Origin of the sequence: Pedobacter sp. ok626 (genome assembly GCF_900100435.1) — a bacterium.
Classification (GTDB): Bacteria; Bacteroidota; Bacteroidia; order Sphingobacteriales; family Sphingobacteriaceae; genus Pedobacter.
The window spans coordinates 134760-159860 of the sequence record NZ_FNEX01000013.1; the positions used below are offsets into that span (position 1 = coordinate 134760).

Genomic DNA, 25101 nt, shown 5'->3' on the forward strand with positions numbered 1-25101 from the left:
TAAGGAATTCATTAAATACCTTGTAAAATTTGATTGGTATGTTTTTGTATCAGTTTAAAGTCGTTGGGGTCTGCCAATACAATTTTGTTATCCTTATCTAGTAAAAACATTGCAGGAATGGCAGTTACATTATATTTTGAGATGATCTCCTTGTAATCACCTGGTAAGTTGGATAAATTAGCCCAGGGCATTTTTTCCTTATCCAAAGCTTTTTTCCAGTCTACAACGCTATGATCTGTTGAGATACTTATTAAGTCAATCCCCTTATCTTTATAGTTGGTATAGAATGTTTTAAGTTCCGGAATTTCGGCTCGACATGGACCACACCAACTGGCCCAAAATACGATCAGTGTTCCTTTCTTGCCTTTCAGTTGATTAAGGGTGAATTTCTTGTTATTGACGTCTGCGTAACTGAAATCTGGGAAAGGCATGGACGGGAGCAATAATTTATTTTGTTGGATATGATTCAGGAGTTTTTTTCCTGTCGCTGTACTCATTACGGATTTGTCAAAAATGGCTACAAATTCTTCTAATTCCTGAGGGCTAAATGAGTGCGCATTTTGATAAATATTCAGTACAGCGCCCCAGGTCGAGGGGTTCTCAATTACCATTTGTTTAAATTCAGCCTTGTATTTTTTGATGATTTCACTGCGTTCAGCCAGGGCAGATTGCATTTGGTCGGATGCTCCTAATGCTTGCAAGGAATCAATCTTTTTATTTATGGGGCTTAAGGAAGGAGCGAACATCAGACCTGTTTTCATTTGATATTCCGTTTCTTTAGATCCGCTGAGGAGAACGGCTTTTTTTAATTTAAAATCGCCATTTACCTGCATTTTCGTATTCTCCAATATAAAACCTCCATGAAGATATCCTCTTTCATCAGGGGATTTGTCGGGGTTATAGAAGGAAATAATTTCTATTTTATTTGTGATGGAATCTTTATAACTCAGCTCAGCAGACCAGGCGGGATCGGCGAGAAGGGTGTCTTTTTGAAGGATAAACTTTCCATTAGAAACTTTGGCCAAAGCAATAATCGGCTGGGTTATCTTACGATTTTTATCCCGGTTTAATGCACGAAGGTATATCTGCTTCGCCGGCAGGTTCTTTATGTCGCCAACAATTTCAAAGTTTTTTTGCTGTGCCAGAATACTAAAGGAAACTAAACACAGTAAGGCAAGAAGGTTAATTTTTTTCATGATTGTTTTAAATTTAAATAACCATTGGTTATTTAAATTTAAAACAATCTTCCGGTTTGTCCAGGAAAATTTCTTTGTAGGTGCTTATATGCTGCTTCTGTTACTTCACGACCTCTTGAAGTGCGCATTAGAAAACCTTCCTGAATCAGGAATGGTTCATAAACCTCTTCAATTGTACCTTCATCTTCGCCAACAGCAGTTGCAATGGTTTTTAAACCAACAGGGCCGCCTTTAAACTTATCGATGATAGTTGTCAGTATTTTGTTGTCCATCTCGTCCAGACCATGCTCATCCACATTTAATGCCTTTAGGGCATAACGGGCAATGTCTGTATTGATCTCACCAGTTCCTTTAATCTGTGCAAAATCACGTGTACGTCTTAGCAAAGCATTCGCGATACGTGGGGTACCACGACTCCGACGTGCAATTTCATAAGCACCTTCATCAGTAATTGGTGTTTTTAATATCTCTGAGGATCTTAAGACGATAGTTGTAAGGAGTTTTGCATCATAGTAGGCCAGTCGGGAGTTGATTCCAAACCTAGCCCTTAAAGGTGCAGTTAACAAGCCGGAACGGGTAGTCGCTCCAACAAGTGTAAAAGGATTTAAGCTGATCTGTACAGAGCGGGCATTGGGCCCACTCTCCAGCATAATATCTATTTTAAAGTCTTCCATCGCAGAGTACAGGTACTCTTCAACCAAAGGACTTAAACGGTGTATCTCATCAATAAATAGGATGTCTCCTTCATCAAGTCCGGTCAATAGACCTGCCAGATCACCTGGCTTATCCAATACCGGTCCGGAAGTAACCTTTATCCCAACGCTCATTTCATTAGCAATGATGTAGGAGAGGGTTGTTTTACCTAGTCCCGGAGGGCCATGTAGTAAAACATGATCTAGAGGTTCACCACGTAACTTTGCCGCTTGTACAAAGATCTTTAGGTTTTCCATCACTTTTTCCTGCCCGGTAAAGTCATCAAAAGCCTGCGGCCGCAATACTTTTTCAATATCACGTTCTATGGGTGATAAGCTTTCAGCGGATGGATCAAGATTCTCGTTCATTGCTCAAAAATACGCTTAAAAATTAGAATTATTGTAAAGACTAGCTAAATTTGGCCGCTACAGTAGCTTCTTTAATACCATTGGCATAGTTGTAAAAGCCTTCACCAGATTTAACACCCTTATTGCCTGCCGTTACCATATTAACCAATAAAGGACATGGGGCATATTTTGGATTTCCAAAACCATCCTGTAACACGCGAAGTATAGCCAGACAAACATCTAAGCCAATAAAATCAGCCAATTGCAAGGGGCCCATTGGATGTGCCATTCCTAACTTCATTACAGTATCAATCTCTTCTACGCCAGCTACATTTTCATATAAAGTATAGATAGCCTCGTTAATCATTGGCATTAATATTCTGTTGGCCACAAATCCAGGATAGTCATTTACCTCAACTGGTACTTTACCAAGTTTTTTGGAAAGTTCCATCACTGTTTCTGTTGTTTCATTGCTGGTTGCATAGCCACGAATCACCTCAACGAGTTTCATTACCGGTACTGGGTTCATAAAATGCATCCCAATTACTTTGTCGCCACGACCAGTTACCGAAGCAATTTTAGTAATAGAAATGGATGAAGTATTGCTAGCCAGAATAGTTTCAGGTTTAGCAAAGGCATCAAGTTCTTTAAATATCTTCAGCTTAAGATCGAGGTTCTCAGTTGCAGCCTCTACAACAAGATCTGCATTGGCTACGCCAGTCTGCATATCTGTAAAGCTTAAAATGTTTTTTAATGTTGCTGATTTATCTACTTCAGTGATGGTTCCCTTAGCAACTTGACGATCAAGGTTTTTACTGATGGTATTTATAGCTCTTTCTAAGGCTTCAGCATTAATGTCGATAAGATTTACTTGGTAGCCAAATTGAGCAAAAGTATGTGCTATTCCATTGCCCATCGTGCCAGAACCGATTACTGCGATGTTCTTCATTTAGTTTTTTTTATGATGTTAGTTAAAATGTTTTATGGCGCTAATCTATTTATAATCCACGAACCATCCACTAAATCGTACACAATTCTATCGTGTAGTCTACTTGGTCTGCCTTGCCAAAATTCGATGTGCATAGGCTCTACCAGATATCCGCCCCAATGCAGCGGTCGTGGAATTTCTTTGTCTTCGTATGCTTTTGTCAAGGCTGCAACTTTTTCTTCAAGAGATTCACGGCTATCCAACACTTTACTTTGCGGAGAAGCCATTGCACCAATTTGGCTGCCTACAGGGCGCGAATGAAAATAGTCTGCAGAGGTTTCGGCATCAACTTTACTCACTACACCTTCAATACGCACCTGGCGTTCTAATTCTGGCCAAAAAAATACCAGTGCTGCTTGTGGGTTTTCAACCAGGTCCTGGCCTTTTTTACTCTCATAATTCGTATAAAAGACAAAACCATTTGCATCAAATTCTTTTAGCAGTACAATCCGTGCATCTGGTTTACCAAAGCGGTCTGCTGTTGCCAGAGTCATTACATTGGGCTCATATAACTGTGCATCTACGGCTGCCGAAAACCATTTTCCGAATTGCAGGATAGGGTCGCTTTCCACATCTTTTTCTGTGAGCTGTGCACTGCGATATTCCTGCCTTAAATCATGTAATTTTTTTTTGTTCTGCTCCATGTACAAAAATAGGTTTTAGTTTAATCAAATTTATCCCTAAATTTCCGAAATGATAAGCAGGTTAGAGCCAACGTTAGGCAGATTATTAATATCCGAACCATTTTTAATGGACCCTAATTTTAAACGGTCGGTAATTCTTATTACAGAGCATCAGGAAGAGGGGACTGTTGGTTTCATTCTTAACCATTCCAGTACCTTATCGCTTAAAGATGTAATTCCGGGATTACCGGAAGCAAATTTTCCTGTATACCTTGGTGGACCGGTAGAGACGGATACCATACATTTTATACATAGATGTCCTGATTTGATCACAGACGGACAAGAGGTGGTAAAAGGAATATATTGGGGTGGTAATTTCGAGAGCTTAAAAGTGTTGATAAACAATCAACAAATTAATGAAGATGATATTAAGTTTTTTATTGGCTATTCAGGCTGGGGTCAATCACAATTGAACATGGAAATGAAAACCAATACCTGGATTGTATCTGATCAGTTTCATCCCGATGTGGTTTTCTCCAATAATGAAGAAAACCTTTGGCGGGAAGTTATTATTAATTTGGGACCGAAATATGCTCATGTAAGCAATTTTCCTCAGGACCCGAATTTGAATTAGTATTACCTTATTGATTACATGTCAGCTGCACTTTCTTCAACTTTCTTTCTCAAGTCATCTTTGTAAGTCTGCATTTTATCAGCCAAAGAAACATCAGCAGTAGAAAGGATCTGAACAGCTAGTAAACCTGCATTTTTTGCTGCATTTAAGGCAACGGTCGCAACAGGAATACCATTAGGCATTTGTAAAATAGAAAGGATAGAATCCCATCCGTCAATAGAATTTGAAGATTTAACAGGAACCCCAATTACTGGTAATACAGTAATCGAAGCAACCATACCAGGCAAATGTGCTGCGCCGCCGGCACCAGCAATAATTACTTTCAGACCTCTTGAAGCCGCATTTTTAGCGTACTCAAACATCCTTTCAGGTGTGCGATGCGCCGATACTACAGTCATTTCAAATTCAACCCCAAACTCTTTAAAAATATCAGCAGCATCTTGCATAATGTGAAGATCTGATTTGCTGCCCATGATAATGCCTACTTGTACGCTCATTTATGAAATAACTTTTAGTGTGTTTTTAATGTAATTGGCTTTTTCTATTGCACCATCCCTGTTTTGATCAACCACAGTAACATGGCCCATTTTTCGGAATGGTTTGGTGTATTTTTTACCATAAAGGTGTACGTAAACACCATCTATGGCCATAATTTTTTCTAATCCTTGATATTTTGCTACCCCATTGTGGTTCTTTTCGCCCAATAGATTGATCATTACCGCATTGTTAATCGTGCGGGTATCGCCCAATGGTAAATTGAAAATGGCGCGTAAATGTTGTGCAAACTGCGAAACGTAATTGCCCTCTATGCTATGGTGACCGCTATTGTGTGGTCTTGGTGCCAATTCATTTACCAGTAATTCGCCGTTTTTAGTTACGAACATTTCTACAGCTAGAATACCAGTGATATTTAATGAAGCCGCAATGTTCATCGCAATTTTTTCTGCTCTTTGTTGCAAAGACTCTGGATAAGTAGATGGAGAGATTAAGAATTCTACCAAATTGGCTTCAGCGTTAAACTCCATTTCCACCATTGGATATGTTTTCATATCGCCATTAGGATTACGAGCCACAATAATCGCTACTTCCTTTTCAAAGTCGATCAATTCCTCAACTAAGCAAGGTGCATCAAAAGCATGGTCGATATCAGCCACATCGCTGATTTTCATAACACCTTTGCCATCGTAACCATCCTTGCGTTGTTTAAGGATGTAAGGAAAAGCAAAGTTGCAGTTAAAAATGTCTTCTCTTGTATTTACCAATTTAAAGGGTGCCGTAGGAATGTTATTTTCCTTGAAAAATTGTTTTTGAACGCCTTTATCTTGAATTAAACGGATTACTCGTGACTGTGGGTAGACCTGTTTTCCTTCTTTCTCTAGTTGTTCAAGTGCTTCTATATTAACCTTTTCAATTTCGATGGTAATGATGTCAGCCTTTTTTCCGAAGTTATAAACGGTATCAAAATCGGTAATTGAGCCACATTCGAAGTAATTTGCAAGATGTTTACATGGAGCGTCAGTATCTGGATCTAAAACCAAGGTAGTTAGGTTATAATTGATGGCTTCTTGTATCAGCATTCTGCCTAATTGTCCGCCGCCTAATATCCCTAATTTTAAATCGCTTATTTGTTTTGCCATATCTATATGAAAAAGTTATGCTTATTTTGCACAAAAATAACAATTATAAACGGATTGATGGAGGCAGATGCTATAATTATTGGAGCCGGAGCTTGTGGTTTGATGTGTGCGGTACAGGCCGGATACTTAGGAAAGCGGGTGATTTTATTAGAAAAAAATGATCAGCCGGGAGCTAAGATCCTGATTTCTGGTGGGGGAAGGTGTAATTATACCAATATGTACGCAACCGATGAGCAGTTTGTTTCGGAGAATAAGCATTTTGTTAAATCGGCATTTACACAGTGGACGGTAGCCGATACCATTAGCTTTTTTGAAACTTATGGCGTTGAGGGGAAAGAGAAAACCTTAGGGCAATTATTCCCAAATGGAAAGAATGCCAGAGATGTCGTATCCGTTTTTACTTCAATTTGTGAAGATTTTGGACAACAGTTGATTTGCAATGTAGATGTAAGTGATATAGAAATCCTAACAGATGGATTTACAGTGAAATATGAAAAAGGGGGTAAATCGCGCGCTATAACGGCCCCTAAACTGGTTATTGCTACCGGTGGTTTACCCATTCCAAAAATGGGAGCTACTGATTTTGCCTTACGTTTTGCAAGAAAACAGGGCTTGAAAATTGTAGAGACAATGCCAGCTTTAGTACCACTTACTATAACTGGAAAAGATGAAGAATGGTATGCGCAGCTTTCAGGAAATAGTGTTTTTTGTGAAGTGAGCAATGATCGCATAGCATTTGAAGAAAATATCCTCTTTACGCATTGGGGCCTTAGCGGACCCGCAATTTTGCAAATCTCCTCCTATTGGAGGAGAGGAGAGGTATTTAACATTGACTTGTTGCCTCATCAGGATATCACTGCATTAATTGATACAGAGCGCCAGCAGAGTGGGAAGACCCTATTGTCTACTTTGTTTAATCGATTTTATGCGAAGAAGTTTACCGATGCTTTAGGTAAGTATTTGCCTATTGAAAAGCAAGTGGCTAGCTTAACTAAATCGGAACTGGAATTAATCGAAGAGACGATACATAGATTTAAGGTGAAGCCTGCCGGCGATAAGGGTTACGATAAAGCCGAAGTAATGCGGGGTGGTATAGCAACCGATGAACTATCGTCTAAAACGTTGGAATGTAAAAAGGTTCCGGGATTATATTTTGGCGGCGAATGCGTTGATGTAACCGGATGGCTGGGCGGCTATAACTTTCAATGGGCCTGGGCAAGCGGCTTTGTAATCGCGCAAAATCTATAACAAACTCCAACATATTATTGTCTCTGACCACGCAAGCTATAATACAAGTTGAACAGATAACATGGTATTAAAATAATATAGGCATACTGGTTGTTCACATGTTGCGCCAGACCACCATAAGCCAGTGGCATGATAGCTCCTCCGGCAACACCCATAATTAAAATAGCGGAGCCTCTGTTTAGCATTTTGCCTTTTAAGCCCTTTAAAGCTTGTGGCCATATAGCAGGCCATAATAAGGCGTTAGCCAGACCAAGTAGGGCGATAAAAACAATAGATGCCGTTCCGGGGACGAATATAGCCAGCAAAGAGATAACGATGCCCAGCCAGGCGGAGTAAGTAAAAGCTTTTTCCTGAGAAATGTACCTCGGTATGGCATATGTGCCAAATAGGTAGCCAATCATGGTACTGGCCAGGGTATAGGAAGTAAGATTTTTTGCGATGCTTAATGGAAGACCGTGATATATACCATAATTTCCAATGGTGTCTCCAGCGATGACTTCCAGCCCAACTGTGGAAAATGTAGCAATGAAACCCAGTGTAAAGTTCAGTCTTATTTTTGCAGATTGTTTCGGTAGGTAATCCTCTTCTCCTGATACAGGTAAGGAAGCTGCTATTTCGGGTAAATGTGCAAACTTGATTACGTAGGAAATAAGGAGCAGGATGATGGTAAGGATGGTGTAGGGCATAATGACTGCATGTGCCAGTTCATCTAAACGGAAACTACGGCTAATGCTGTCCATGTTCTGAAGTTCCGCCATTAGTCCATCTGAATTTCGAAGGATAATTGCTCCTAAGATCAGTGGCGCCATTACACCGGCAAATTTATTGCAGATTCCCATAATACTAATTCGCTGGGCGGCTTTCTCCGCTGGGCCCAATAAGGTGATATAAGGGTTTACAGCGGTTTGTAGCAGTGTGGTTCCGGTACCTACTATAAATAAGGCAAGTAAAAATACCGGATAATAGCGCATCAGTGCCGCTGGAATGAATAGTGCACAGCCTGCGGCCATAATCGCCAATCCAATGCGCATTCCCTTTACCATCCCCGTGCGTTCAAGCAGTTTGCTTGAGGGAATAGCCATCACGGTATAAGAAATATAAAAAGCAAAAGTAACAAGATAAGCTTGCCATTCCTCCAGTTCACAGGCTATTCTAAGGTAGGGGATCAGCGTTCCATTTACCCAGGTAATAAACCCAAATATGAAAAAGAAGGCACCAATAGTGGCTATTTGAATCGAAAGACTGCGCTTATTGTTAAGCTGGATAGCTGTGGTAGTTTCAATCGGCATAATATCTACTTTTAAGTAATTCTTTCATGTAATAATTGATGTTCCATTGGTGTGTTTCGGCAGAAACGTTGGCTGGTAATGTCGACATATAAGGAAAGGGACCGAATTCAGACGTAAATGTAAATTGCTTTTCGTTACTTTCTTTACGTATAGCTATCACTTTGTCCCAATATTTTAAATGGTTATCTACAGCGGGCTGCCATTCCGGATATCCTGGATCTATTACCTGCGGCCCCTGCGAAAAACCAACCCTCGAATGTATATGACGGGTTCTGGAAAGTGCCAGCTCAACCGCCTCAGTCTGGTCATCCAGGTAGCTTTCGGCTACGGTGAACCAATGTGAAATATCAAGGGTCAACTCCAGCCACGGTAATTCTTTTAGGAAGCTTTCGGTAACATGCGAAGCATAGCTGAACTTTCCGCGATGGGTTTCATGCAGAATTTTTATTCCTGTTGTTGTACTGACTTCTTCTGCAAGCAATAGCAATTCAATGTTTTGCTTGAAGCTGAAATGATCTTTGCCGGTATGCGAGGTGATGACCATCGGATTAGCGACTGCAAGTGTATTTAAACGTGTTACCAATTCTTTTTTATGCTGATCAAAATCCGGGCTAACTGTATCCCAGTGCACACCTATTAGTTTTAGTTCAAAGTCTTCCAGCTGGTTAATCATCGTTTTTTGCAATACTGGGTCTGTGGGAAGACTAGCCTCCACACCGTCATAGCCGGCTGCCTTAGCCTTTGCCAAAAAGACTGGCCAGCTAAGGTGTTCGCTCCCCCAATAAGTACAAAAGAAACCGATTTCCATGTTATGCCATTTCCTTTTTAGGGTCTATCAATATTGGGAAATATTGGCCAGTTATTTTTTCTCCTTTAGGTATAGCTGGAGTTCCGGGCATCAGTTCCTTATCTGTATCCGAAATAGTGCCGTCAGCGAACATATTGAGTACAAATGCCCTTCTGGATCTATCTGATTTGTTTTCATAAGAACCATGTATCAGTAGGGGGTGATGAAATGTCCCGTAACCTTTTCCGAGTTCAATAGGGATAGGTTTAAAGGCAGCCTTTTGTTCCTCAGTTAGAAATTCCATTAGACCGTCCATTTCTCCGGCAAGCTCTGGTTTTTCCAGTAAGCCCCATTGGTGACTTTTAGGTACATAGTACATACAGCCATTTTCTGTGGTGGCGTCATCAAGCGCTACCCAGCAGGTCAAATGTTGCAGAGGAATGGTGCGGGTCCAGTAGGAATAATCCTGATGCCAGGCTACAACACCACCATGTTTGGCTGGTTTACAAAAAAGCTGATCGTGCCAGAACCTTACGGCATTATTGCCTAATAGCTGACTGGCTGCCATTACAAATGCCGGATTCCATAAAACGTCATGAAAAGCAGGAGTAATGCGCCAGGCGCCCAATGCATGGAACAATACAGAATTCGGATCTGTGGAAGCGTTAGAGAAAAACTGGTGAAATAAGGTGTGATCAGGAAGATTTGGATCAGAGATGCGAATAAGGTCTTGATTCAACTGATCTACCTGCCAGTCCTCTAAAAATTTAATACCGCTCAGGTAACCATTCTCTTTAAAAAAGCTGATCTGCTCATCACTAAGTAAGTATTGTTCCCATTCACTTTTGTTTTTAGGCCATTTGAAAAAGTCTGATACAGGCTGATGGAAGGATGACAGGTCTTTAAGTTGATCGGTGTTCATGTTGCTGATTTTATAATCCAATAATCTGTTAATTCATTGCTTGCAAATGTGTTTGCTTATTAAATAATCCGTTTTTGTAGAGCATTTTTATAAAGTAGAAGGATCTGTCCTCAAAAGGAATCTCATAAGGTAGGACTTCCTTTACAATTATTTTCTGTTCAGAAAGTGTATCTATTTCCTGCTGATTGCCAGATAAAAAGGCAAGACTCCATTTCAGCGGCAAAGCATCAGGATCTTGTTCAGACCAATTTCCCAGCGTTTTGTGTATTTCCGCAAGTTTTCCTGCTTCCTGCATCAATACGATGCTAAGGAAATCCGTTGAACCGTAAGGGCTTGTGTTATGGTGATTTCTGTAGTCTACAATTAGTTGAATTAATTTCTGCTGTGTCGTTTTGTCTTCAGGTCGAAGGCAAATGAGTTCCATATAATCTTCAAGTCGTTCGTCAACATGATGAGGTTTCCCAATTCCCATGTTTTCTGGCCAGGTTCTCGCCATGCGGATATGAAAGATTGCTTTTTCTCTATCTTTTATGGTTATTGCATTAAGTGCACAGCGTAATTGGGTTTCCCGCCAGCTGTTGCGGCCTTCTGAAGCACCTTCGTTTGGTAGCACTGTCATATTGCTCATTAGCGAGATGCCTTGTTCAAATTTTTTGGTGTGCATAAAACACCTCGCCAGTTTTAAGCCTAAATAGTAGTTTTCAGGATAGAGTTGATATCCTTTTTCAGTGATAGACAATGCAGCGCTCCAGTCTCGCTGCTTTGCATAGTATTTAGAAAGATTTAAGATGGTCCTCCATTCCTCAGGCGCCAGATGATAAGCATGTTTAAGGTCGCTCAAAGTGCCTTTAGCACCTAGTTCATTTCTTAAGTTGGCCCTTACAATATAAAAAGGGTAGAAATCAGGGCTTGAATTGCAATTGTCCAAGAGACTTAGGGCTTCTTCTTTTTGCAGGTTCTGAATATAGGCGAGTGCCAGAAAGTATTTGAATTTCCAGGATGGATGGCGGTCAACGGCTTCGCGCAATACAACAATATCTTCTTCTCTGTGGGGAAAAACAAAGGCGGCATCCAGGGCCGCTGCATGATTAATAGCTAGGTTAGCCTGTTTTTCGAGATTTAAGATTGAATACAAATGGGCTTTCCAAAGCTGCACCATTGGGTACGCTGGAGCTGTCTCCAGGACAAGAAGTGCGTCCTGATGTAAGCTTAAATCGGCATAAAAAGCAGCCAGCTCGATATGCGTTTCATAAGGGAGCTCGCTGTTCGTTAGTGGTTCAGTAGCGGATTGCTGAGCCTTTTGCAATTCAAATCTTGCCAGATAATTGATCGGATCCCTAAGCAATAAGTCCTGGATGAATTGCATCGCCTTGTCTTTATGACCTCTTAGATTATTAATGATGATACTTAAATATATGGATTGGAGATTCGCAGAACCCGACTGTCTCGCTTTTTTTACATAACTATATGCCTTTTCTAACTGTCCTTCACGCAGCAGTAATTTTGCCAGTTCAATAAGTGCAGAATACCTGTAGGCTACGGATTGACTGGCTATCGAAAAACCATCTTTTGCATCGGCTGTTTTTTGTAACCTGTCGTTTACCAGTCCGTACAAATAGTTTGCCTCTGGATCATATGTATCTACAGATAACGACTTCGTTAATAGGGCGAGTGCCTCTGAATAGCTCATCTGTTTAAAATAGAGCCCCGCCAGGCCATTAAGTGCATCCGTAAAAAATGGATCTTTTTCCAGACAAAGCTTGTATTGGGCTATCGCACGCTCAAAAAAGCGTTGCCTTTCCCATTCTTTTGCCTGAATATAGGATGCCTGAACAGAGTCGTAGTTATAATCCTCATCAATTTTTGAAGGTCTTTTTAGTGGAGTATGTTGCTCCGGGCCATTGTAAATTACTTCATCATTTAGTAAAACGATCAGCTCGGCCTCTGGTATAATATAAGGAAGAGTATAGCTGCGGGATTGCATTGTCGCAAGTGTAATGTGTTGGTTCAATATTTCCTGCTGCAGGTGTAAAATTCTAAATTGATGGTTTAGCGGTTTATTTGCGCTGAGCTGAATCTGTTGATGATCGTCCTTAAGTGATAAATAAAAAGATACTTGAGGAGTTCCGTAGGTAAGACCAGCTAAGTTTTTTACCGGAAACCAATGTTCTTCCCAGCTGTCGGTTGTAAATGGTAAAAATGAGCGGTGTTTAAAGGGGGTTTTAGAACTGGCTGCTATACTTTGATTAAATAATCTACCACTTTGTACCTCTGTGTATTGTCCGTCTTTATCAGTAAGTAGATCTTCCCATATCATGCCATACCGAGAGAGGCCCCATATCCATATCTTTTTACCTGGTTTTTCGTCGTAAGGAGCAAAATGTCCCATTCCAAATTGATCATCATGCCAGTAGCAGCCCCAGAAATCCGAATAAGCACCAACCACGTGATAGGATTTATATTCACCGTGGTTATTCTGCTCATAGAAGGATATTTTCCTTTGTTCTTCATCCTCTGGCCAGCTTAAAGGGCTGCCGTCGTGTCCCAGGCGTTGTTGTCCAGGGTATATGTATTCCAGATTCCCTGAGGCTTTAATGCCAACATTATTCCATTGATAGTAGGATTGAGGGAGACAACTATTGTTATGCCACCAACTTTTGGTGCTAAAGTATGCAGCATCCTTCTCCAATTTAATTTCAACACGCCATTCGGTTCGTGATGGCCAATCTGTAGCGCCAATAAAACAGCTTACACTACCATCATTATTTTCAACCATTTTGTAGTCAACCGGCGCTGAGCAAGAGGGGGTATGTCCAATAATTCCCATATTAATTTCCATTCCACCCGAAGTCCATGGTCCCCTCATGGCCACATCTCTGAATTTTGCCGTATGATTGAAGTAAATGAATTCCTTGCCTGTGGATTTTTCTATAGCACCCCATATTTTGCCGCCTACAGCTGGATTTATCCATAACTTGATGTAAGCATTTTCCAGTACAACCATTTCCCATGCCTGATCGGCGCCTGCTGTGGTATAGCCGTCAAATCTATTATAGGGATATAATCGACCAAACTCAGGAATGGGGCTCGGGTCTGAGTAAGGATAGGTTTTAAGTGTAAGGAGCTCCTTCCTGATGTTGGCTTTTTCAATAGTTTGGATGTCTTTCATTTGCTTGTCTTGGTAGAGCAGGGCTGTGTGTAAATTCAGCAATTATGGTATAATCAAACTTAACTAAGAAAAAATTAATAAACAAGGTTTATGGTAAAAAAATGTGTGCGCACACAATGTGTTTTATGTTTAAATAAACGACAATATTAGTTTTAATTGTAATACGTATACATTTTGATATTTGAGCGTATCGAATAAAAAAAAATGGTTTTTATTTTTAATTATCTTACGAACTAATTAGATACATTTGTTAAATTTTTTTAAACTGAGGCTACAATCTAATTCTGGAATTCAGCTGAGTTAAATCAGAAGTAATTAGTGCTCTTAACTATACTATAAAATACAAAAGGGAAATGAAGAACATCCGTATTAAGGATATAGCTGTCAAAGCAAAGGTATCTGCAGGTACTGTTGATCGGGTATTGCACGATCGGGGGAATGTTTCAGAAAAGGTAAAAGAACGCATTCTCAAGATTATAGAAGAGATGAATTATGAGCCGAATTTGATGGCTCGGGCGCTTGGAACTAAAAAGGAGTTTCATTTTGTTGCGTTGATTGGTGATCCACGTTATGATGCCTATTGGCTAGATCCGAAGGCTGGTATCCAAAAGGCAGCTAAAGAGGCAAGGCAATATGGTGTAAAAGTTACTTTGTTAATGTTCAATCCTTATGATCCTGGTTCATTTGTAAAGAAGGCTGAAGAGGCGAGTAAGCTAAATCCGGAGGGTATCTTACTTGCACCAATGTTTTATCGTGAGGTCCTTCCGTTTTTTGAAGCCTGGAAAAAGCAGGAGATACCCTTTGTATTGTTTAATACGCAGATTGCCGAGTTTGATCCATTGAGTTATATCGGTCAGGATTCTTATCAAAGTGGACAGGTTGCTGGTAAGTTGATCCATTATGGCCAGCCGCAGGGTTCATCTATATTAATCGCCCACATTGATGAAGAAATTAGTAATTCTGCGCACCTTACCAAGAAAGAGCAGGGACTGAGAAACTACTTTATTCAGAACAATCTCGATCATCAATATGAAATCATCAAAGCTGAATTGAACCTTAGAAACTACGCTATGTTTGTAGAACAGCTGGATTCAATATTTGAAAGCAATCCACAACTGCAGTTCTGTTTTGTAACTACTTCCAAAGCCTTTGAAATAGCGAAGTATTTCGAACAGAAATTCATAAACCACATTAGGATAGTAGGGTATGACCTTATTCCACAGAATCTGCACTACCTGAATAAAGGAGCGATCAGCTTTTTAATTAATCAAAATCCTTTAGGTCAAGGGTATTGGGGAATCAATCAACTGGTCAATCACCTGGTCTTTAAAAAGGAGATTTCCGCAATAAAATTCCTTCCTCTGGATATTGTGACTAAAGAAAACCTGAACTATTACATTGAAGATTCTATGTTGCACAATAGGTTTTAGCGTTTTCTATAACCTATTTTTTCAAATGGGATAGCTGTAAATCCAGGGATTTTTTGCCATACAGCTGCATCTGCTCTCAGTTTAAAGTTTTCTTTAGTATAATCTTCAAATCCAGGGTCTTCATTGGTTTCGTAATTATTGTCCATAAAAGGAAGCAGATTTTCTTTTCCTTCTACTCTTTTCCCTATTTTAACAAATAGGTTTTTTGAGAATATATTCCGTTTCGGTAATTCCGGATTGTCTTCAAAGTAATTCGGTAATTGTGGATATTGGATAGAGTAGGGTGGATTTTTGTAGTTTACGGCTTCCAACCTTTTTTGAAAAGTGCCATCTTTTACCAGCATTGCTTTGGCCCAATTTTTTAAGCGGTCGTCAATATGCGCGACAAAAGGCGTCTCAATAAAAATATTGTCATGATAGGAATTGTCCCTGCCACCTCCAATAAAACCTGCGACTGTGCCAGCCTTATAAAACACATTGCCGTATACTTCCATGCCACAAGCCCCATCGTCGTGGTAAACTGCCATCGTTTTATGTTGACCGCCGATATGGTGAAAATAATTATAGCGCACAATGTGCCCTCTTTCCGATGGATTACGGCCGTAGTATAGCGCGCCCATATCATCCGAATCCATAACTATATGATGAAGATTATTGTATTCTATGAGGTGATTATTGCCATGTAGGGTGAGGCCGAAAGAAGGAGCGTTGTAGATTTCACAATTAGAAACAGAATTTCCGACTCCCGTAACCCATATTCCAGGCCGGTATGTCCGTTCAAGTCGGTTGTAATCATGTGCACTACAGTTTCTGATATAGTTGTTTCCAGGTTCTAGTGTGAGCCGGTCGCCGCCGCTGATTAAAAAGCAGCCGGAGCCCATATTGTAAGCTTCAGAATTGATGATTCCGTTGTTCTTTCCAGCTTCGCGATTGAATACGGTATTTTCATAGACATATTGGAAAAGACTACCTATCTGTCTGGATGCTGGTTTTACGGCATAGACACTTAGGCTATCAGATTCCAATTCAACCCCTTTGCCCATAAAAACAGCAACAAGGCCGAGGTTGGTAAATTTGCAGCCATCAATGATTAAGTTTTCAGTTCGTTCTGTGGTAATACCGATTCCTCTGCTACAGGTAAAACTAAGGTTCTTTATGTTTACGTTCTGTACATCCTCAATGGCAAACATAGGTGTTTCCAGTTCGGATATTTCAAGTTTCTCCAGGTTTGCAGGTGGTAAAAAGTAAAGAGTTTTAGTGGCCACATCTACATAATACTCTCCTGGCAGGTCAATTTCTTCTGGTATGTTGTAGGCATACCAGGATCTCCAGGGTTTGCCGGTGGCAAAGCCATAAGGGTGTGGTTTAAGCGAAGAAATTGTTTTGTTTACAGTGTCTATATCCTTAAGCGGAAGGGCGTCTTCGGCATAGCCCCATCTGAAAAATCCCGAGATCCATGCTTTATCAGGCTGTTTCCATTTGGATGGCCGGTTAATGTCTTTGTAGGTAAATACACCACCACGGTTGGTGGAATCACCCCATCTTGAGATAGATCCCGTGTCTAATACGGTATGAATAGGGATGCTTCCTTTATTTGGCCATCTGGCTATTGTTCCCGGTTGATCATTGGTAAAAATCTCTAATGGAGCAGGAGCATAGCCTCTTGTAAAACCAATCATTCTTAGCTTTCCTGTATTATGTATGCCTGCTGCCGTGAGTGATACTTCTCTGATTTGGTTCCTAACTTCGGGTAAGAAGCGATCCCGGAATCCCTGGTCCGACACAGGTTTAATTAAGTCCATCGGTACAACCCTGCCGCCATGAATAATTGCCTTTTCATTATCATAAGATTTGATGGTAAGCGGCATTCCTGAGTTCCATGTTTTACCTTTTACAATTTCCAGGGTGGAAGTAAGCGGATACACACCACCGCGTAAAATGATCTCTACAGGTATTTTCTTTTTTCTACTTTGTTTATCCGCTAATGCTATTGCTTTTTCAAGCGTTGCTACTGGACTCTTTATTTTCCCCTTTGCATTAAGTTTGCCAGTTGGGGATACATATATTTCAATTTGTTGCTGGGCAAATCCAGATATGGTTATAGCTAGGTTTAAAAGCAGCAAGCCTGTAAGTGTCTTTCTCATCAATAAACGTGTTTAATTGCTATTTTCTCTTCAAAACAATAAGGAATCCTTTTTCCCCTTCGAGCGTGATTTCTTTTTTTAGGTCAATTTTCTGGGCCGACTGGAATTCAATAATTTCAGGTATTTCAGCGGTTACCTCGTTTTCTGAGAAGCCCATTGCTTTCCAATCTATATTGAGCTTGCATTTTTGGGTTTCTGCTGTCCAGTTGGCTAAAGCAATGATTACCTCGTCTTTACCTTTAAAAATGGTAACTTCAGTTTTATTATTGTTGGTTTTAACAGGCGTTTCATTGTTCCAGAAACCGATCATCTGTTTCTTTTCGATGTGATAATCGTCCCAGAATTTCCAAATGTGTTCAGGTGTTTTTGCTTTGAACCAACCTAATCTATTGGTAATGCCAAATACCATTCCTCGCCATGGGTTTCCGCCTTTATTTAACATTTGAGAGGAAAGGCCAAAAGGTACACCGCTTACTTCTATCAACCAATAGTCCGATGAACGGTCGTAATCCCTTGCTTCACCAACCCATAAATGATCAATGTAGGGTAGCATGTCCATATATAGATTCAGGGAAGATGCCCATTTAGCATATTTGTTGAAATGGTTCCAGGTATGCATGTCGATTTTAGCACCGGGTCTGTCTCTTTCCAGAATCTTACGGGTTCTTTGCATCGTTTCACGGTCAAGTGCCAAATCATCCATATAGATCCCATCAATATTCAGTTCTTTACACATCCACTCTAATCCCCCCAGAAAGAAGTTGTTTAATCGAGAATCTGGTCGTGTTAGTACGGCTAAATCCTGTCTTCCCTTATATTTTCCTGAAGTAAATGTCGCTACCCAGCCTGGTATGAAATCTTTTTTGAGATTTTGTCCCAACCAAGGGTGTACGCCATTTGGATTTACTAATGTTCTGGTTGCCATGCCAGGTCCCGGATAAATGATTTCATCACCCAATGCACGCATGGCCCATAGTTCTGGTGCATTTACACTGATTTCGCGAGTGGTATAATAGATCTTAGTTTTTATTCCTTTTGTATGCGTACTGTCTATAAAAGCTTTTAAATCTGGTACATTGTCATTTGCAAAAGGGTAATCCAGAAATGGATAGATGTCTTTTTTATGGTGTACATTGATGATGTTGGCGCCATGCTGCTCTGCTAATTTGATGGTGTTGCTAGTGGTGTCAATGTCAGAATGGTAATAGCGGTCGTTAAATTGAATGTCTTTATTGATCAGTTTGAATGGGGTTACCAGGAATTCGGCGTCAAATTGGTAAGTTTCGCCCTTTTTGAGGGTACGCTGACCAGAATAGGCCTTGATCATCACTGTTTTATCCTGTTCATAAATATCTACGCCGCCCTTGTGGTTGTTTCCCCAGGATTCTGGCTCATGTAAGGGGCCAAATGGATAATATAGGTTAACCAGCTGCCTCTGATAGTTTTTGCCTTTTAGTTTTACCTTAAGACCTCCGTTTACGGCTCCCATCCATACTTCATCCTGATGTTTCTCAAGTACATCCCATTTCCATTTCCATTCTTTCGGTCTAAACCCACCGTCCTTATCAAGCCCCATCATATAAGTTGCTTTCTCGGCTAGCATAGGAATCTGTAGTCTGATGTCATCAATTGGAATGTCTCGTGAAGCAGACACTGTGGCGCTGTAACCGATAAAACCATCATAATCAGCGCGGCCCTTAACTAAAATGCTGATATCGCCATTCGTCAATGTGGTTTCCCATCGCGTGGATGCAGGAAAGTGATCTTCGAACTTTAGTGGGCTTGACTTAAAAGGCAGATCTTTGCCATTCTGTGTTACAATAAATCGAATAGGGGCGGCAATGATGGGTTCGCCTTTAGGTAGGATCAGTTCGTTGTTTTTGTCGAAATGCGTCTGAATATCTATTGGTAAGCCCTGTTCAGACAGTTTTATGGTTCTGCCTAGTATAGAAATATCTTTTTGTGCTCTATCTACTTGTTTGAAGCCATTGGTTATGCCATTGTCCAGGGCAACTTTTGTATTTAACCACGCTAATCGTGACAGCTTGGTCTCATCATTATATCCATGATTGGCTATGATATTTCCGTTTACATCGATGGAGACATGTACAACGGTACTGGGTTTTCCTTCTGGAGATATCTCGACTACACCTTTATATGTTCCCCTGAAATCTTCAGGTATTTGTAATCCAAACCATAAGGGCAATACCATTTTAGCATGTACTTGAAGTGGCTTTGAAAAAGGTTCACCTTTAAAAGAAATTCCCCCACTATTGAAACAGGTAACATCTTTTATGGATTGTCCCTTGCCGTTGCTTAGGGGAGAAAAGCGGACTTTTATATTTTTTAAGGATTGAGCAGGAGCATATAATCCGACCTGAAACACATAGTATTCACCGGGTTGAGCGGAGCCTTTAAATGATGACATTGCTTCGGAGGAGTAGCTGGTCCATTTTTCTGGAAGGCTATCCAGTAGTCTGATTGGATTTTCCCTGGTTTCAGGAAAAGTGAAATACGCTTTCCCAGGAAATCTCTTTAATAAGCTGCTTACTTGCTCCGTTTTTGCGGGTTTCGACATGATCGTCGGTCCCAATCCGATATATCCCGTAAGTTTTGTTTCCCGTATAGCATCTATATCTATAGCATGAAGAAGTTTGTCCTTGTTTTGTCCGTACACAATTGAGGAAATTAGCATCAGAGAAAGGAATAGTGTGTTTTTCATACGTGTTGATTTATTAAAACAAATCGTTGGTTTATATCTGGTGGTTCTGGTTTTGTGCTTTTAAAGTACTTCAGCGGGAGATTTTGTGTTAATTTTTCTTCCTTTTGATTGTCGCTGAAAATAAAAACGCAATAACCAAACATAACAACAAAAAACCGTTAATAAAAAATATTTTCAAAATTGTGTTCGCACACATTAATATTTTATTATGTTTGTGTAAGCATGAAGGAGTAACTATGTGTTCGCACACTTTTAATCTGAGTGCCAGTTTTTTCCACGAACCACAGAAGGGCGATTTAGTCCTGTGGAAATACAACATTAACCAAATAGAAAGATTAACCATTCTAAAATCTTGAAGTATGATCAAACTCAAACTCAAAAAATGTAGCCTTTTAAGCCTAAGGGTTGCAAAAACGTTACTTGCTTCTGTTTTTATAGTTTTACTGGTTTGCGCCGGTGATGCTGTTGCTGCGAAAGGAATGCCGGCACCAATTACCATCACCGGGAAGGTTGTGGATTCGAACGGGGAAGCCATTATAGGTGCAACCATTAAAAGTTCGGCGGGAGGGGTTACGCTGACTAATGTAAACGGAAATTATATACTGAAGACCGAAGGTGATGCCACGCTTACCATTAGTTTTATCGGGTATGCGAGTCAGGAGGTAAAAGTAAACAACCGAACAAAAATCAACATTACGCTTGTCTCGTCATCGAATGAGTTAAATGATGTTGTTGTGGTGGGGTATGGTACCCAGAAACGGAAAGACGTAACTGGGGCAATTACGACCATTAAGTTTGATGAAGGGCCGAAATCTTCTATGCCTTTTATGAATGTACTGGAGGCCTTACAGGGTACACCAGGTATTAACATTGGCCCGTCTACCGCAGCTGGTGCCACACCAAACATAGTAATCAGAGGACAAAATTCTATCAGTGGCAACGGTTCACCCTTGATTGTCTTAGATGGGGTAATCTTTAGTGGAAGCCTTAATGAGATCAATATGAATGATGTAGCTACCTATGATATTCTGAAAGATGCCAGTGCTGCATCAATTTATGGGTCGCAATCGCAAAATGGCGTGGTCATCATCACGACAAAGCGGGGTAAAACGGATAAGCCACAAATCAATTTCAGTACGTATTATGGAGTTCAAAACTGGACTCGGGTTCCTAAAATGAAGTCAGGCGAGAGTTTTTTGCAATGGAGAAAAGACAACTTATCTATTCGTGGTCAGGATATTAGTGATATTACTAAAGTACTTAGCCCATTGGAATTGAAGGCCTATAATGAAGGTCATGAGTTAAACTGGATGGATGAGGTAACACAATATGCACCAGTTGTAAATTATGAAGTAAATGTGTCTGGTAGGACTGAAAAGTTGAATTATTATTTGTCTGCCGGTTATTTAGATCAAAAAGGGGTATTGTATAATGATAAGTTCACTAAACCCAACCTTACGCTGAAATTAGAGAATAATATAACAGATTGGCTTTCAGTTGGGGCAAATGCCTATTATTCTTCCCGAGATTTTTCTGGGTTTTCTCCAAATTTGTATATGGCAACCTACATGTCGCCTTTTAGTTATAAATATCTTGATGGGACCAACGATCAGATTTTACAGAGATATCCTGCAGGAAATACTTCTTTGTTTAATCCTTTCTGGGGAAATCCAACCAATTCATTGTTTCCTGGTGTGTACGATGATGACCTGAATAAACAGTACAACATCAGGGGAATTGGCTTTGTGAATGTGAAGGTTCCATTCATTAAAGGTTTAAACTATCGCTTTGAGGCTACAGGTAACAAAGGCACCAATGAACTGGCTTATTTCCACCATGAGTTTGGAGAAGTAAATACCTTATTGCCGGCAAATGTTGCTAATCCGCTGCAGTTTTTATCAACCACTAATGGCTACCGCTCTAATGAGCAGCTTACATCCTGGTTGATCAATAGTTTGCTTTCTTATACCCGTTCTTTTGGTGATCACAATATTGATGCACTTTTTGGCTATACAAGAGATTATTCACGTTCACAAGTTACTCGTTTTAGCGGTTCTGATTTTGCTAAGGCTGGAACTACGAGACTTGGATATGATGGTCTTTATCTGGCTACAACTAAAGATGGGAATACCAGTTATAATGAGGGGGCCAACGTAGGCTATTTCGGGCGCTTAAATTATAATTACAAACAAAAATATTATGCTACTCTTAATTTTCGGAGAGATGCAAATTCTGCCTTTGCAGAGGGGAATAAGTGGGGGGAATTTCCTGGTGCTTCGGTAGCATGGGCCATATCTGAAGAGGGCTTTATGAAAGATAAATCTTTTGTTGACTACTTAAAATTGAGACTTTCTTATGGTAAAATTGGTAATCAAGCTGGAACAAACTATCAAACCCTGGCTTTTACCGAGGGAAAAAACAATACTGTATTTGGTAGTACAACAACAGCGACCAGTACTCCGGTTAACCTGGCTAACAATTTTTATACCTGGGAAACCACAACAGCCTTTAATTTTGGTGTCGATTTTCAATTGTTTAAAAATAGACTGACGGGAAATATTGACGCTTATAAAAGCAAGACTACGAAACAGCTGCTAACCCGCTATATTCCTGTATTCACAGGTTTCAGTACGATAAAGGCAAACGAGGGCGAGGTTCAGAACTGGGGTGTCGAGATCGCTTTAAATTCTGTGAATATACAGTCTGATAATGGCTTTAACTGGAATTCCGGAATTAGTTTCTGGTTGAACAGAAATAAGCTGGTACACTTGTATGGTTTGGACGTGAATAAAGATGGAAAGGAAGATGATGATATTTCAAACAATTTGTTTATTGGAAAATCCTTGGGCGGCAATTATGACTATACTGTAGATGGTATTGTTCAGAGTTCGGATATAGAATATATTGCTAAATATAGAAGTGCAAGTGGTGGCCAGTTATTTTTTCCAGGTGACCTGAAAATCCGCGACTTAAATAATGATGGCGTAATCAATGAGGCAGATAAGTCTATTGTTGGATACAACAAAGAAAACTTCAATTTTAATGTGTCCAACACATTTAGCTACAAAAATTTTCAGTTGTTCTTTAGTATCAACGCTATCATTGGTGGAGGTAAAAACAATTATTTTAGTTCCACAAATTTAAGAGGACGATTCACAGGCGCCACTTTACCTACTGTTGGAAATTGGTTGGACCAACCTTATTGGATGCCAGATCGTGAAAATAATGAATTTCCAAGGCCTAATTATGCAAATACCTATCAGTATGGCTTCTATCAATCCAGGACTTTTGTTCGTTTGCAAACTGCATCCCTAAGCTATAATTTTCCTAAAACCATTACTGAGAAGTTGAAGGTAGATAACCTTAAAGTTTATGTGAGTGGAACAAATCTGATCACTTTAACCGGGTGGACTGGCTTAGATCCAGCAAATGGCGCACAGATTGGTGGAAATGGGGGTTCTTCAAATGGTAGTGTTAACACTTCTAATCCGTTAATGCGTACCGTATCTTTTGGACTAAATCTTGGATTTTAATTAAAAACTACAGACATGAAATTATATAAAAATATTATGATCTCTGCGACAGCCGGAATGCTGTTGTTAAGCTCCTGTAAAGATGATGCTTTTTTAAAGGAAAACTTAAGGGACCGTTTAAGTACTGAGACTGCCTACACCAATAAAGCACAGTTTGATGCTTTAAGTGCCAATATGTACCGTACAATACAATTGTTTTACAATACTGCGGATCTTAATCACGAAGCCTTTATACTTGGGCAGGGAACAGACGTATGTTTTGATCCTAGGGATGATGCAGCGAAATATAACAATTGGGGCCTGGTTAATTCTAGGGAGCCTTTTTCGGAAGACTGGTTTAACTTACAGTATTCAATTATTAAAGATGCGAACACTTTAATAGAAAATGCTTTGAAGCCCGATGTACTATGGGTAAATGAGACGCAAAAGAATGAAACACTTGCTGAGGGATATTTTTTCAGAGGCTTTGCTTACCGAAATCTGGCCAATATGTATGGCGGGGTTCCTATTGTGGATAAGCCAGTAAAGGAAGCGAAGATCGATTTTGTAAGAAATACCAGAGAAGAGGTGTGGATCTTTGCAAAAAGAGATCTGGAATTTGCCCGAACAAATTTGCCTTTAACAACAACCAGTCCTGGTCGTGTGGTTCGCGCTGCTGCCGATCATGTTTTAGCTGAAGTAAATATCTGTCTTAAAGATTATGATGGTGCGATCGCAGCGGCGACAAGAGTAATTGATGGGACTGATGGTGCTTATTCACTTGTAAATGCGCGTTTTGGAGCGCGTAGCACCGAGGCAGATAAAAATTATTATTATGATTTGTTTGTAATGGGAAATCAGAACAGGCAAACGGGGAATAACGAAGGCATATTTGTAGCCCAGTTTGAACAGAGCTCAACAGGTGCCGTGGTTATTGGGGGTACCCAGTTTGCCGGCCGACCATTAATTGAACGGATGATGTGGTGCAACTATTGGGGGCTCATAAAAGCAGGGTACACAAATGTAGCGCAAGATAGTACGGGTAGAGGAGTCGCTTATTGTAGGCCAACCAATTACACAAATTATACGATCTGGAGAAATTCTGGAACAGACATCCGTAATAACGAAACCAACATCAAACGTAAATATTATTTTGCCGCAAATGTTGGTACTTTTAGAAAGGGGGATGTGATCCCAAAATCTTTTCTTACCACACGTGATGACACGATGTTGTATGTTTATCCAAACTGGGCCAAATTTGGTACAGATAAACATATTGCCCAAAAACCTGACAATGGTTATGTGAGAGATTTCTATGTCATCCGTCTTCCTGAAACTTATTTTTTAAGGGCGGAAGCTTATTTGGGTAAATCAAGGGCCGATTTAGCCGCTGATGATCTCAATGTAGTAAGAAGACGTGCTCAGGCACCTTTAGTCGCAGCAGCAAATGTGGATATCGATTATATTTTGGATGAGCGTGCAAGAGAGCTATATGGCGAAGAGTTTAGGATGATGACACTTACGCGACTTGGTAAACTTTATGAACGAACCAAGAAATATGGCTATGAACGATCACAGGAATCCGTACAGTCTTTTAACAATCTGCTGCCTATTCCTCAAAATGCAATAGATAGAAATGTAGGCGCACAGATGCCTAATAATACCGGTTATTAACTTCTTTTAAATACGCACAAATCCGAACTGTGCAGGGATTTCCCTGCGCAGTTTATTCTTTTTTCGCAATCGAAGCAACACATCAA

At 40.2% G+C, this 25101-nt stretch carries 17 protein-coding genes; 5 read left to right on the forward strand and 12 right to left on the reverse strand.

What is annotated here, in order from left to right; all coding sequences use genetic code 11:
* Nucleotides 1-11: 11 nt before the first annotated feature.
* Genes BLS35_RS18095 through pdxH form a run of 4 tightly spaced genes read right to left on the reverse strand, consistent with a single transcriptional unit; the run spans nt 12 to nt 3868 of the window.
* The gene (locus BLS35_RS18095; protein WP_090783688.1) at nt 12-1196 is read right to left on the reverse strand and encodes a peroxiredoxin family protein; all 1185 of its coding nucleotides are present in this window, start codon (nt 1194-1196) and stop codon (nt 12-14) included.
* 38 nt (nt 1197-1234) lie between these two features.
* Entirely contained in the window at nt 1235-2257 is a 1023-nt protein-coding gene (gene ruvB, locus BLS35_RS18100) for a Holliday junction branch migration DNA helicase RuvB (protein WP_090783690.1), read from the reverse strand.
* A 40-nt stretch (nt 2258-2297) separates the two neighbouring features.
* Nucleotides 2298-3185, reverse strand: coding sequence for a 3-hydroxyacyl-CoA dehydrogenase family protein (locus BLS35_RS18105; RefSeq protein WP_090783692.1), 888 nt, complete (start codon nt 3183-3185; stop codon nt 2298-2300).
* 32 nt (nt 3186-3217) lie between these two features.
* Entirely contained in the window at nt 3218-3868 is a 651-nt protein-coding gene (gene pdxH, locus BLS35_RS18110; protein WP_090783695.1) for a pyridoxamine 5'-phosphate oxidase, read from the reverse strand.
* A 49-nt stretch (nt 3869-3917) separates the two neighbouring features.
* On the opposite strand from pdxH, the gene BLS35_RS18115 reads away from it, so the two are divergent.
* Nucleotides 3918-4481 carry a YqgE/AlgH family protein gene (locus BLS35_RS18115; RefSeq protein WP_090783699.1) on the forward strand — a complete coding sequence of 188 codons (564 nt, stop codon included), beginning with the start codon at nt 3918-3920 and terminating at the stop codon, nt 4479-4481.
* A 14-nt stretch (nt 4482-4495) separates the two neighbouring features.
* Here the strand turns inward: BLS35_RS18115 and purE are convergent, their stop codons facing one another.
* Both purE and BLS35_RS18125 read right to left on the reverse strand, forming a co-directional pair.
* Nucleotides 4496-4978 (reverse strand): 5-(carboxyamino)imidazole ribonucleotide mutase, encoded by a 483-nt coding sequence (gene purE / locus BLS35_RS18120; RefSeq protein ID WP_090783702.1) that lies wholly within the window; start codon nt 4976-4978, stop codon nt 4496-4498.
* Entirely contained in the window at nt 4979-6118 is a 1140-nt protein-coding gene (locus BLS35_RS18125) for a 5-(carboxyamino)imidazole ribonucleotide synthase (RefSeq protein ID WP_090783706.1), read from the reverse strand.
* A 57-nt stretch (nt 6119-6175) separates the two neighbouring features.
* Between BLS35_RS18125 and BLS35_RS18130 the strand changes: the two genes are divergently transcribed.
* Nucleotides 6176-7366 carry a BaiN/RdsA family NAD(P)/FAD-dependent oxidoreductase gene (locus BLS35_RS18130; protein WP_090783709.1) on the forward strand — a complete coding sequence of 397 codons (1191 nt, stop codon included), beginning with the start codon at nt 6176-6178 and terminating at the stop codon, nt 7364-7366.
* Between the two features lie 14 nt (nt 7367-7380).
* Here the strand turns inward: BLS35_RS18130 and gluP are convergent, their stop codons facing one another.
* Genes gluP through BLS35_RS18150 form a run of 4 tightly spaced genes read right to left on the reverse strand, consistent with a single transcriptional unit; the run spans nt 7381 to nt 13533 of the window.
* Entirely contained in the window at nt 7381-8655 is a 1275-nt protein-coding gene (gluP, locus tag BLS35_RS18135; protein WP_090783711.1) for a glucose/galactose MFS transporter, read from the reverse strand.
* Nucleotides 8645-9463 carry a sugar phosphate isomerase/epimerase family protein gene (locus BLS35_RS18140; RefSeq protein WP_090783715.1) on the reverse strand — a complete coding sequence of 273 codons (819 nt, stop codon included), beginning with the start codon at nt 9461-9463 and terminating at the stop codon, nt 8645-8647. Before BLS35_RS18140 ends, gluP begins: the two co-directional genes overlap by 11 nt.
* Nucleotide 9464: 1 nt before the next feature.
* On the reverse strand, nt 9465-10364 hold the full coding sequence (locus BLS35_RS18145) for a phytanoyl-CoA dioxygenase family protein (RefSeq protein WP_090783834.1): 900 nt from the start codon (nt 10362-10364) through the stop codon (nt 9465-9467).
* Nucleotides 10365-10392: 28 nt separating this feature from the next.
* On the reverse strand, nt 10393-13533 hold the full coding sequence (locus tag BLS35_RS18150; protein ID WP_090783718.1) for a DUF5107 domain-containing protein: 3141 nt from the start codon (nt 13531-13533) through the stop codon (nt 10393-10395).
* Between the two features lie 353 nt (nt 13534-13886).
* Between BLS35_RS18150 and BLS35_RS18155 the strand changes: the two genes are divergently transcribed.
* Nucleotides 13887-14963 carry a substrate-binding domain-containing protein gene (locus BLS35_RS18155; protein ID WP_090783720.1) on the forward strand — a complete coding sequence of 359 codons (1077 nt, stop codon included), beginning with the start codon at nt 13887-13889 and terminating at the stop codon, nt 14961-14963.
* On the opposite strand, the gene BLS35_RS18160 is transcribed toward BLS35_RS18155, so the two are convergent.
* Together BLS35_RS18160 and BLS35_RS18165 are read right to left on the reverse strand one after the other, a co-directional pair.
* Nucleotides 14960-17107, reverse strand: coding sequence for a right-handed parallel beta-helix repeat-containing protein (locus tag BLS35_RS18160; protein ID WP_090783722.1), 2148 nt, complete (start codon nt 17105-17107; stop codon nt 14960-14962). The two genes, BLS35_RS18155 and BLS35_RS18160, sit on opposite strands and share 4 nt — an antisense overlap.
* Before the next feature lie 19 nt (nt 17108-17126).
* Nucleotides 17127-19829, reverse strand: a complete 2703-nt coding sequence (locus BLS35_RS18165; RefSeq protein ID WP_090783724.1) for a glycoside hydrolase domain-containing protein — start codon at nt 19827-19829, stop codon at nt 17127-17129.
* A 359-nt stretch (nt 19830-20188) separates the two neighbouring features.
* Between BLS35_RS18165 and BLS35_RS18170 the strand changes: the two genes are divergently transcribed.
* Together BLS35_RS18170 and BLS35_RS18175 are read left to right on the forward strand one after the other, a co-directional pair.
* Complete coding sequence (locus BLS35_RS18170) at nt 20189-23362, forward strand: SusC/RagA family TonB-linked outer membrane protein (protein WP_090783726.1); 3174 nt, start codon at nt 20189-20191, stop codon at nt 23360-23362.
* Between the two features lie 15 nt (nt 23363-23377).
* Nucleotides 23378-25015: a RagB/SusD family nutrient uptake outer membrane protein gene (locus BLS35_RS18175; RefSeq protein ID WP_090783730.1), complete on the forward strand. Its 1638-nt coding sequence runs from the start codon at nt 23378-23380 to the stop codon at nt 25013-25015.
* The last annotated feature ends 86 nt before the right edge of the window (nt 25016-25101 follow it).